Below are 11208 nucleotides of genomic sequence, written 5' to 3'. Positions count from 1 at the left end.
GGGCGGGGTCGCCGGCGGTGCCGGGTTGTTGCTGGGCGGGGCAGCGGGCGGATTGGGGTCGTAGGGACCGCCGACGCATACGCCGGTCGGGTTGCTTATGCATGCGGGATCGGCCGGCCCGGTAGGCGAATGCATGTTGTTATTCGCGTTGTTACCCGCGTTGGTGTCGTCGTCGTCCCCCCACGGACCGCCCTGGCAGACGGCAAGCCAAGGAAACTGGGCGCATCTAGGATCGTTCGGGTTCGTGGGAAGGGGGTCGGCACCCGCGGGGGTGGCCAGACTCAGCGCCGGGATAGCGACCAACGCGCCCACCGCCACTGCCTTCCCGATTCCGCTCCTCAGACCAGATGACATCGCCCAGCGCATCGATCGCTCCTCCCGCGGTTACCGGCCGTTCACCTAAATGACCCTTGACGTTTACCTCATCGACGTCGTGCCGCGCCGCGTTACAACCCCCCTACTCGGGCGCTTGCAGCAACGGCCGCAGCCGGGCCGTCTTCTCCGGTGTCCACCCCGGCGGCTGCAGCACCGCCGCCCAGCCGTCGGCGACGTCGGCGACGTAGCGATGCCCGTGACCGTCGGGCACGTCAACCGCCACCGCCATATCGGCCGACACCTGCAGGAAGGTCACTACCGGGATCCACTGCATCTCCGGCAGCACGTCGTAGCCGCGCGTCTCCCGCAGCCAGTCCGGTTTGCTGAACAGCAGGCCCGGATCCCACCAGGCGATCGGATCGGAGGCGTGCTGCAGATACACCACCCGCGGCGTGCCCCAGGGGCCCGCGGGGCGGTTGAGGTCCGACGGCCGGGCCGCGAACCGGACGCTGCGCCCGTCGTCGTAGATGGGCAGCCACTCCGGGGAGCCGGGATCGCGGTTCTCGGTGAGGTCGGTCCAGATGGTGTTTTTGAACGTGGGCCCGGAAAACAGCGCGCCGTCGGTGCGGGCCAGCACATTGTTGAGGTTCATGAACGGGGCTTCGCCGCCGAACGAGCCCAGGCTCTCGCCGAACACCACCAGCTTGGGCCGCTGGGATTCCGGCATTTGCCGTACCAGCGCGTCGACCGCCTCGAACAGCGCCTGCCCGGCCTGGCGGGCGTTTTCCTTGTCCACCAGGAAGGACAGCCAGCTCGGCAAGAACGAGTACTGCATGCTGACGATCGCGGTGTCGCCGTTGTACATGTACTCCAACGCCGAGGCTTCGGCTTCGTTGATCCAGCCGGTTCCGGTGGTGGTGGCGACGGCGACCACGGCGCGGTTCAGCCCGCCGGTGCGCTGCAGCTCGCGCGCCGCCACGGCGGCGGTCTCCTTGATTCCGGGGGCGGAATGCAGCCCGGCGTAGGCCCGGATCGGCTGCGTCGCCGGCGCCCGGTTGAACTCGCTGAGCTGCGCGACGGTGGGGCCGGCGGCCACGAAGATCCGGCCCTGGTGGCCCAGCGACTCCCACGACACCAGCGACCCTGGCCCGCCCGAACGCAGCGGCGTCGACGGCCGCGGCGTGTCCGGGCTCATCTCGTTGTTGACCGAGGCGAAGGTGTTGTTCATCGCCCGCATCGCGCCGCGGATCACCACACCGTTGAGCACCGCGATGGTCAGCGTCACCAGTAGCGCCACCGCCACCACCGCCGAGACCCGCGGCGGCGCAACCCGATTGAGCTGGCGCGCCAGGAAGCGAATCAGTCTGCGGACGAGCTGGCCGATCTCGACCAGTACGAACAACACGACCACGGACAGGATCCCGGCAAGCGGGTAATCGAGCCGCTTCAGCCGCGGCACCCCCATCAGGTCCCGCACATGGTCCTGCCACACGTGGAACCAGATCGCCATCCCCAGTTGACCGACGGCGCCGACGGCGATGAGCACCAACCACGCCCAGCGCGGTGCGGGCGGGCTGGACTCCTTGGAGCGCATGTAGCGCACCAGCCAGACGGCGAAGACCCCCAGGCCGTAGCCCGCGGCACCGGACCCGCCGGAGACCAGCCCCTGAAAAAGCGGCCCGCGGGGCAGCAGCGACGGCGACAGCGAAAACCACAGGAACACCAAACCGACCGCGGTGCCGGTGAAGGTGTAGTGCCGAATCCACCAGGCTTTGCGGGGCGGGGCCGGGGTTTCCGGTTCGGCGGTGGCCGTCGCTGATTCGCCCAAGGTGGCCTCTACCGGTGGGTGAAGTTCGGCGGTCGCTTCTCGACGAACGCGGCCATTCCCTCGGTTTGGTCGTCGGTGGCGAACGCCGAGTGGAACAGCCGGCGCTCGTAGAGCAGCCCCTCGGTCAGGGTGGATTCGAAGGCGCGGTTGACGGCTTCCTTGGCCATCCGGGCCGCGGACAGCGACATTCCGGCGATGGTGGCCGCCACCTTGTTGGCCTCGGTGAGCAGATCGTCGGCGGGCACCACCCGGGAGACCAGGCCGCTGCGTTCGGCTTCGGCGGCGTCGATGGTGCGTCCGGTCAGGATCAGATCCATCGCCTTGGCCTTGCCGATGGCCCGGGTCAGCCGCTGCGAGCCGCCCATGCCGGGCAGCACCCCGAGTTTGATTTCGGGCTGGCCGAACTTCGCGGTGTCCGCGGCGATCAGCAGATCGCACATCATCGCCAGCTCGCAGCCGCCGCCGAGCGCGTGGCCGGCCACCGCGGCGATCGTCGGGGTGCGCACCGCCGCCAGCTTGCCCCAGGCGGCGAAGAAGTCGGCGGCGAACACGTCCGCGAAGGACTTCTCGGCCATCTCCTTGATGTCGGCGCCGGCGGCGAACGCCTTCGCGTTTCCGGTGATGATGATGGCGCCGATGTCTGGGTCGTCGTCGAGTTCTGCTGCGGCGCTGGTGACTTCGGCCATCACCTGGCTGTTGAGCGCGTTCAGGGCCTGCGGCCGGTTCAACGTGATGGTGCCGACCCGGCCGTCACGGTCTACCAGGATGGTTTCGTAGGTCATTGGCGTCTCCTTAGAAGGTCAGGTCGGGTTCGGCGGGCACGAAGTAGGCCTCGATGTCGGCGGTGCTGACCTCGGCCAGCGTGGCCGGCGACCAGGTCGGGTTGCGGTCCTTGTCGACCAACTGCGCCCGGATGCCCTCCACCAGGTCGTGGGAGCGCAGCGAGGCGCACGACACCCGATACTCCTGGGCCAGAACGGCTTCCAAGGTGTCGAGCTTGGCCGCCCGGCGCACCGACTCCAACGTCACCGCCAGCGCGACCGGCGAACGGGTGGCGATCAGCTTGGCGGCGGCCGCGGCGTCTTCGCCGCCGTGGTCGCCCAGCGCGGCGACGATCTCAGCCACGGTGTCATGCGCGTAGCATTCGTTGATCCAGTCCTGCTGCGCGGCAAGGGTGCTGGGCGGTGGCTCGATGGCGTGCGCGGCCAGCGCGGCGTCCACCCCGTCGGCGACGATCGCCGCGGTGAAGTCGGCCAGGGCCGCGTGCGGCACGTAATGGTCGGCGAATCCCAGCGCGATGGCGTCGGCGCCGGAGAACGGCGCGCCGGTCAGCGCCGCATGCAGCCCCAGCGATCCCGGCGCCCGGGACAGCAGATAGGTGCCGCCGACGTCGGGAATGAACCCGATACCGACCTCGGGCATCGCCACCTTCGAGGTGTCGGTGACCACCCGGGTGTTGGCGTGCGCCCCGACACCGACCCCGCCGCCCATCACGATGCCGTCCATCACCGAGACGTACGGTTTGGCGAACCGGCCGATCGCGGCGTTCAGCAGGTACTCGTCGTACCAGAACCGCCGCGCCGCGGACCCGTCGGCTTTGGCGCTGTGGTAGATCGCCACCACGTCGCCACCCGCGCACAGCCCGCGCTCTCCGGCACCGCAGAGCACCACCGCGCGCACCGCGTCGTCGTGTTCCCAGTCGGTGAGCACCGCGCGCATCGCGTCCACCATGGTCTGGGTCAGCGAGTTGATCGCCTTCGGTCGATTCAGGGTCAAAACCCCCACACCATTATCGATGCGGGTCAGGACCTCGTCGGATTCGGCAGCCACGCCTTCGCAATCTAGATCCCTACCCGTGTGCGCCCGCCCGCGGGTAAGGTTTATCTGTGAATGGCCAGGGAACTTGCCCGGGCCGCTGATCGTTGATCGTGTGTTCGCACACCTCAAGTGATGGAACTAGAGAGGATCCGACGGTGCGGGAGACCAGCAACCCGGTATTTCGTTCGCTGCCGAAGCAGCAGGGCGGGTACGCGCAGTTCGGGACCGGCGCTGCCGGTGCCGCGGCCCAGCAGATACACCAGGGCTATCAGGGGTATCAGACCGACCCTTACGTCGCTCAGCAGGGGCGTATTGCGCGCCCGCTGACGATCGATGACGTCGTCACCAAGACCGGCATCACGCTGGGGGTGCTGACCGTCGTCGCCATCGTCTCTTACTTCCTGGTGGCGATGAACCAGGCGCTGGCCGGTCCGCTCACCTTCATCGGTGCGTTCGGCGGCCTGGGCTTGGTCCTGGTCGCCACCTTCGGGCGCAAACAGGACAGCCCGGCGATTGTGCTGAGCTATGCCGCCCTGGAGGGCATGTTCCTGGGCGCCATCTCGTTCCTGCTCGCCAACTTCGCGGTGTCGAGCACCAACGCCGGGGCCCTGATCGGGCAGGCGGTGCTGGGCACGCTCGGGGTGTTCTTCGGCATGTTGGTCGTCTACAAGACCGGGGCGATCCGCGTCACGCCCAAGTTCACCCGGATGCTCGTCGCCAGCATGTTCGGCGTGTTGGTGCTGATGCTCGGCAACCTGGTGCTGGGCATGTTCGGCGTCGGCGGCGGCGCGGGCATGCACCTGCGCGACGGTGGGCCGCTGGCCATCATCTTCTCGCTGGTGTGCATTGGGATCGCGGCGTTCAGCTTCCTGATCGACTTTGACGCCGCCGACCAGATGATCCGCGCCGGCGCCCCCGAGAAGGCCGCCTGGGGGATCGCGCTGGGCCTGACCGTGACCCTGGTCTGGCTCTACCTGGAGATCCTGCGTCTGCTCAGCTACTTCCAAAGCGACTAGTCGCGGACGCTCTTACGACAAAGGCCCGGCACCCGCAGGTGCCGGGCCTTTTCGTTGTCAGGCTTTTTCGTTGACTCTGCGTCCACCAGACAAAAGTGCGAGTAAGGGGTCTGGTCAGCGCAGAGTCAATGCTTGGTCAAGACTTCCCAGGCACGCTGAACCCGCTGGATGACGTCGCCGCCGCGGTGCTCGCTCAGCACCTTGACGTGGGTCCAGCCGAGGCCCTGGATGTACTCCAGCCGTGCGACGTCTTTCACGAACTGTGGACGATCGGTGCGGTGTTGGTCGCCGTCGTATTCGACGGCCAGCATGATGTCCTCCCAGCCCATGTCGAGGAAGTAACGCGGGTAGCCGTCGGGGCCGAGCACAGGGATCTGAGTCTGCGGCTTGGGAAACCCGGCGTTGATAAGCAGGAGCCGCAACCAGGTTTCCTTCGGCGACTGCGCACCGGCATCGACAAGGTCCAGGGCCTTTTTCAGTTGGCGCAGCCCGCGGGTATGAGGATGCGCTTTGGCAACCTCCACAACATCGTCGATCTTGAAGTGGGTGGCATTGGCCAGCGCGTCGAGTCTGGCGACCGCCTGGCCCAAGGTTCCACGCCTGGCCAGGTCGAAGGCCGTGCGCTCGATGGTGGTCATCCGCATCCCGCCGAACAGCTGGGTTTCGCCGTCGAGCAGCAATACGTCGCGAGTCTTTACCCCGTTCGGCGCCCTGGCATTGCGCCAGATCAACTCGACTACCGCGTTATCGTCGACCCATCTCGCGCCGTGCAGCGCCGAGGCGGCGAGTCCGGCGATCACCGCCTGGCGGCCCGACCACAGCCAGGCCGCGAAGATGCGTTGCCGCAGCGGCGGCGTGATGCGCTTGTCCAGGTAGACGTTCGGCATGATTGCCGTGTAGTACCTGTCCAGCTCATGCCAGCTGACCAGCCCCGCTGAAAGCGCCTCGCTACCAATAAATGGCTGTCTCCCCATGTCCCCCATGCGGGCATGCTGCCAGCACCTAGCGATGAGGACCAGTCAGCAGTTGACTCTGCGTCTACCAGGCAAAAGTGCGAGTAGGGTGCCTGGTCAGCGCAGAGTCAACGCAATTACGACAGCCGCTCGATGACCATTGCCATGCCCTGGCCACCGCCGACGCACATCGTCTCCACACCGAACGTCTTGTCGTGGGTCTGCAGGTTGTTCAGCAGCGTGGCGGTGATGCGGGCCCCGGTCATCCCGAACGGGTGGCCCAACGCGATCGCCCCGCCGGAGACGTTGAGCTTGTCCTCGTCGATGCCCAGCGCGCGGGCCGAGCCCAACACCTGCACCGCGAACGCCTCGTTGATCTCGAACAGGTCGATATCGGACACCGACATGCCGGCGTTGGCCAGCGCCTTCTTGGTGGCCTCGATCGGGCCCAGACCCATGATCTCCGGGGACAGCCCGGACACCCCGGTGGACACGATGCGGGCCAGCGGGGTCAGCCCCAACTCGCGCGCCTTCACATCGCTGGTGATGATCACGGCCGCCGCGCCGTCGTTGAGCGGACAGGCGTTGCCGGCGGTCACCGTGCCGTTGGGCCGGAACACCGGCTTGAGCTGGCTGACCTTCTCGTACGTGGTGCCCGGCCGCGGGCCGTCGTCGGTGCTCACCGTGGTGCCGTCGGGCAGGGTGACCGGGGAGATCTCGCGGGCGAAGTGGCCGTTCTTGATGGCTTCCTCGGCGAGGTTCTGGCTGCGCACCCCCCAGCGGTCTTGGTCTTCGCGGCTGATCCCGGTGTGCAGCACGACGTTCTCGGCGGTCTGGCCCATCGCGATGTAGATGTCGGGCAGGTTGCCGTCGGCGCGCGGGTCGTGCCATTCGGTGGCACCGGCCGCGGCGGCCTCGGTGCGGGCCATGGCGTCATCGAACAGCGGGTTCTTGCTGTTCGGGGCGCCGTCGGCGGCACCGATACCGAACTGCGAGACGGTCTCGACCCCGGCGGAGATGAACGCGTCGCCCTCACCGGCCTTGATCGCGTGGAATGCCATCCGGGTGGTCTGCAGCGACGACGAGCAGTACCGGTTCACGGTCGTGCCCGGCAGGAAGTCGTAGCCGAGCTGCACTGCGACCACGCGCCCGATGTTGTAGCCGGCGGCCCCGCCGGGCTGGCCGCAGCCCATCATCAGGTCGTCGATCTGGTGTGGGTCGAGCGCCGGCACCTTGTCCAGCGCGGCGCGCACCATCTGGGCGGCCAGGTCATCGGGCCGCATGCTGACCAGCGAGCCCTTGCCGGCCCGGCCGATCGGCGAACGAGCAGTTGAGACGATGACGGCTTCCGGCACGACGGCTCCTTTTCGCGGTGTGGGTTCAGGTAGAACCGCTGGCCCGAATCTAGTCCGGCGACCAACCGGGCCGAACTAGGGGGCTCCGGAGACGACCGTTACCGGTCGGCGGGGACGACGGGCGCGGGCACCCCGGTGGTGGGTCGGCGCCGCAGCCGCGACATCGCCAGCAGCCGGGTGCGGCGCGGCACGGTGCGCGCATCGGTGGGCGCCCACGGCAACTCGGGCAGGCCGCCGGCGGCGTGTTCACCCAATCCTTCGCAGAGCGCCGGGAACAACTGGTTGGCCGCCAAGGCGTAACCGGCCGCCGACGGGTGGTACTGGTCCTCGGAGAACAACAGCTCCGGGTCGTGCAGGAACTCGGGGGCCAGCAGGTCGGCGAACGGCACCGCCACCCCGCCGGCGGCGCGGACGGCGGCGGCCTGAGCGCGGGCCAGCCGCAGCCCGAGGGTGCGGGCCACCGACCGCAGCGGCTGCGGGATGGCGGTGATCACCCCGAAATCCGGGCAGGTCCCGACCACCACCACCGCGCCGCTGGCGCACAGCCGGCGCACCGCGGCACCCAGCCGACGCGCGGAGCGGGAAACCCCGTTGAGGGCCGTGACGTCGTTGGCGCCGATCATGATCACCGCGGCATCCGGCGGCGGCCCGGCCACAAACATCGCGTCGACCTGGCCGGAGAGCCCCTTGGAGGTGGCGCCGACGATCGCCTTGGTGCTCAACCGGATCCGTTTGCCGGTGTGCGCGGCGAGCGCCCGGGCGATCAGCACCCCGGGGACTTCCTCGGCGCTGCGGCAGCCGTACCCGGTGGCCGTGGAGTCGCCGAAGATCATCAGGTGTAGGTCGACGGGCGTCCCGCGCTCCCAGCGCTGCACCGGTCCGCCCTCGGGCGAATACACGCCGTCGGCCCGCGGCGGGATGTCCCAGGCCTTAGGGATCACCTGGCGGGCCTGGATCGCCTGGCCGGCCAGCAGGTTGCGTGCACCCAGGTACGCCGTGCCCGTCGAGGCCAGCGCACCCGCTGCGGCCAGTGCGATCGTGGATCGTCGCGGAGCCCGAATCTGCACGTAATCCAGTTTAGGTAGCGCGTCGCCAGCGGGTCTGAACGCAACGGAACAGCGGGATTACGGAGTGGAACAAAACCGGTATCGAAACAGACTCTTTGATTGTTGAAATTCTTAAAGATGTCACGCTAAGTTACCGGGGTTGGCCAAGTCGGCCTCGGGGGTTTGCACCACTACAACGGCGTAGGGAGTTGGCCATGACCGCAGTCATTGAGGTATCCGACCCGCCCCGTGCTTGTATCAGCCCAGGTGGGACGCTCAGAACCCGTCGGTATCCAGTCAGCGACGGAGCCCCCGTCGAGGTCGTCGAGGATCGGGCCGGGATCGCCGGTCGACTCGCCTGGCTGGCCGCTCGTCTTACCATTCGGCCAACCTTGTCCATCGGTAGCTACCTGCCGCACGCGCCGTGGCCGTGGGGCGTCCTCGATATCGCCGCCCGCGCGGTGCTTCCGCCGGCGGGCACCATCCGCGCCACCATCGGGTTGCCGCAGTGCACCGCCCAGCTGGTCCGTGCCCCCGGGGTGCTGCCGGCCGACGGCACCCGCCGCGTGGTGCTCTACCTGCACGGCGGCGCCTTCATCACCTGCGGCGCCAACACCCACGGTCGGCTGGTCACCAAGTTGTCGCAGTATGCCGACAGCCCGGTGCTGGTGGTGAACTACCGGATGCTGCCCAAGCATTCGATCGGCCAGGCCATCGACGACTGCTACGACGGGTATCAGTGGCTGCGTCAGCAGGGCTATCCGGCCGACCAAATCGTGCTGGCCGGCGACTCCGCCGGCGGCTACCTTGCGCTGGCGTTGGCCGAACGTCTCTTCGACGAGGGTGAAGAGCCCGCGGCGATCGCCTGCATGTCGCCGCTGATGCAGATCGACAAGGCGCCCAAGCAGGCGCATCCCAACATTCGCACCGACGCGATGTTCCCGGCCAAGGCGTTCGACGCGTTCGTCGACCTGATCGCCCGGGCGGCGCGCGGGCACGTCGTCGATGGGCGCCCCGAACAGATCCTCGAACCGCTCGACCACGTCGAACCGGGCTTGCCCCGCACGCTGATCCACGTGTCCGGGTCCGAGGTGCTGCTGCACGACGCCCGGCTGGCCGCGCGCACCCTGGCCGCGGCCGGGGTGCCGGTGGAGCTGCGGGTGTGGCCCGGCCAGATGCACGTGTTCCAGCTCGCCGCGCCACTGGTGCCGGAGGCGACCCGCTCGCTGCGGCAGATCGGCGAATACATCCGGGAAGCCACCGGCTAGCTAGCGCCGGGCGCGGTGCGGCTGAGCGCACCTGCGACGATGTAGCCATGCGGATCGCGCGCCACATCAGTGAACTCATCGGCAACACCCCGCTGGTCCAGCTGAACTCGGTCGTGCCGCCCGGGTCCGGTCGGGTGGTGGCCAAGATCGAATACCTCAACCCCGGCGCGAGCTCCAAGGACCGCATCGCGATCAAGATGATCGACGCCGCGGAGGCCAGCGGGCAGCTCAAACCCGGCGGCACGATCGTCGAACCCACCTCCGGCAACACCGGGGTCGGCCTGGCGCTGGTCGCCCAGCACCGCGGCTACAAGTGCGTGTTCGTCTGCCCGGACAAGGTCAGCGAAGACAAACAGAATGTGTTGCGCGCCTACGGCGCCGAGGTGGTGGTGTGCCCGACCGCGGTGCCGCCGGATCACCCGGACAGCTACTACAGCGTGTCCAACCGGCTGGTCACCGAGATCGACGGCGCCTGGAAACCCGACCAGTACTCCAACCCGGCGGGCCCGGACAGCCACTACGAGACCACCGGCCCGGAGATCTGGGCCGACACCGACGGCAAGGTCACCCATTTCGTCGCCGGCATCGGCACCGGCGGCACCATCACCGGCACCGGCCGCTACCTCAAGGAGGTGTCCGGCGGCGCGGTGCGCATCATCGGCGCCGACCCGGAGGGTTCGGTGTATTCCGGCGGCACCGGCCGGCCCTACCTGGTCGAGGGGGTGGGCGAGGACTTCTGGCCGGCGGCCTACGACCCCGCGGTGCCCGACGAGATCATCGGGGTGTCCGACGCCGACTCGTTCGACATGACCCGGCGGCTGGCCCGGGAGGAGGCGCTGCTGGTCGGCGGATCCTGCGGGATGGCGGTGGTGGCCGCGCTGCGGGTCGCCGAACGCGCCGGGCCCGACGCGCTGGTGGTGGTGTTGCTGCCCGACGGCGGCCGCGGCTACATGTCGAAGATCTTCAACGACGCCTGGATGTCGTCGTATGGCTTCCTGCGCACCCGACTGGACGGCTCGACCGCACAACCCACCGTCGGGGATGTGCTGCGCGGAAAATCCGGTGCGCTGCCCGACCTGGTGCACACGCACCCGTCGGAGACGGTGCGCGACGCGATCAGCATCCTGCGCGAGTACGGGGTGTCGCAGATGCCGGTGGTCGGGGCCGAACCGCCGGTGATGGCCGGTGAGGTGGCCGGCAGCGTCTCCGAACGGGAACTGTTGTCGGCGGTGTTCGAGGGCCGCGCCAGCCTGGCCGACGCGGTGGCCCAACACATGAGCCCGCCGCTGCCGCTGATCGGGGCCGGTGAATTGGTCAGCGCGGCCGCCAAGGCGCTGCGGGAGCAGGACGCGGTGATGGTGGTCGAGGAGGGCAAACCCGTCGGGGTGATCACCCGCCACGATCTGCTCGGGTTCTTGTCCGAAGGCGCCCGTCGGCGCTAGCGGGGGAGCGCCGAGCGACGCGCCGCACAGCTTCGGCGGCAAACCGCACTGGCGCGCGCCGCCGTCGGGTAGTGTCTGGGACCGCCCGATCCACCGGGATCTCGTTCCGAGCAGCAAAGGGTGTTCACGTGACCAACCAGCCGCCTCCGCCGCCCCCTGGTAACTAC

9 protein-coding genes are annotated in these 11208 nt (G+C 68.6%); 3 read left to right on the top strand and 6 right to left on the bottom strand.

Going from position 1 to position 11208, the window contains the following annotated elements:
- Positions 1–457 precede the first annotated feature (457 nt).
- From BKN37_RS22790 to BKN37_RS22780, 3 genes are read right to left on the bottom strand one after another with little or no spacing between them, the layout of a single operon-like run.
- Positions 458–2143, bottom strand: a complete 1686-nt coding sequence (locus tag BKN37_RS22790) for an alpha/beta hydrolase (protein ID WP_071029218.1) — start codon at positions 2141–2143, stop codon at positions 458–460.
- A gap of 8 nt (positions 2144–2151) precedes the next feature.
- Entirely contained in the window at positions 2152–2925 is a 774-nt protein-coding gene (locus BKN37_RS22785) for an enoyl-CoA hydratase (RefSeq protein WP_071029217.1), read from the bottom strand.
- 10 nt (positions 2926–2935) lie between these two features.
- Complete coding sequence (locus tag BKN37_RS22780) at positions 2936–3973, bottom strand: enoyl-CoA hydratase/isomerase family protein (protein WP_071029216.1); 1038 nt, start codon at positions 3971–3973, stop codon at positions 2936–2938.
- Positions 3974–4116: 143 nt separating this feature from the next.
- On the opposite strand from BKN37_RS22780, the gene BKN37_RS22775 reads away from it, so the two are divergent.
- Entirely contained in the window at positions 4117–4977 is an 861-nt protein-coding gene (locus BKN37_RS22775; protein ID WP_071029215.1) for a Bax inhibitor-1/YccA family protein, read from the top strand.
- Positions 4978–5102: 125 nt separating this feature from the next.
- Here BKN37_RS22775 and BKN37_RS22770 read toward each other — a convergent pair whose 3' ends face one another.
- From BKN37_RS22770 to BKN37_RS22760, 3 genes are all read right to left on the bottom strand, one after another.
- Complete coding sequence (locus tag BKN37_RS22770) at positions 5103–5951, bottom strand: hypothetical protein (RefSeq protein WP_071029214.1); 849 nt, start codon at positions 5949–5951, stop codon at positions 5103–5105.
- 116 nt (positions 5952–6067) lie between these two features.
- Entirely contained in the window at positions 6068–7285 is a 1218-nt protein-coding gene (locus BKN37_RS22765; protein WP_071029213.1) for an acetyl-CoA C-acetyltransferase, read from the bottom strand.
- Between the two features lie 98 nt (positions 7286–7383).
- Positions 7384–8352 carry an SGNH/GDSL hydrolase family protein gene (locus tag BKN37_RS22760; RefSeq protein WP_071029212.1) on the bottom strand — a complete coding sequence of 323 codons (969 nt, stop codon included), beginning with the start codon at positions 8350–8352 and terminating at the stop codon, positions 7384–7386.
- 194 nt (positions 8353–8546) lie between these two features.
- Between BKN37_RS22760 and BKN37_RS22755 the strand changes: the two genes are divergently transcribed.
- The gene (locus BKN37_RS22755; RefSeq protein ID WP_071029211.1) at positions 8547–9599 is read left to right on the top strand and encodes an alpha/beta hydrolase fold domain-containing protein; all 1053 of its coding nucleotides are present in this window, start codon (positions 8547–8549) and stop codon (positions 9597–9599) included.
- Positions 9600–9646: 47 nt separating this feature from the next.
- Entirely contained in the window at positions 9647–11041 is a 1395-nt protein-coding gene (locus tag BKN37_RS22750; RefSeq protein ID WP_071029210.1) for a cystathionine beta-synthase, read from the top strand.
- Positions 11042–11208 lie beyond the last annotated feature (167 nt).

Source organism: Mycobacterium talmoniae, from assembly GCF_001854525.1.
GTDB lineage: Bacteria > Actinomycetota > Actinomycetes > Mycobacteriales > Mycobacteriaceae > Mycobacterium > Mycobacterium talmoniae.
This window is presented reverse-complemented; position numbering and strand designations above follow the sequence as displayed.

Bases quoted from the DNA above. Each gene is read 5' to 3' on its own strand.
- BKN37_RS22785 (WP_071029217.1), bottom strand. From the start codon at position 2,925: ATGACCTACGAAACCATCCTGGTAGACCGTGACGGCCGGGTCGGCACC.
- BKN37_RS22755 (WP_071029211.1), top strand. From the start codon at position 8,547: ATGACCGCAGTCATTGAGGTATCCGACCCGCCCCGTGCTTGTATCAGC.
- BKN37_RS22770 (WP_071029214.1), bottom strand. From the start codon at position 5,951: ATGGGGAGACAGCCATTTATTGGTAGCGAGGCGCTTTCAGCGGGGCTG.
- BKN37_RS22750 (WP_071029210.1), top strand. From the start codon at position 9,647: ATGCGGATCGCGCGCCACATCAGTGAACTCATCGGCAACACCCCGCTG.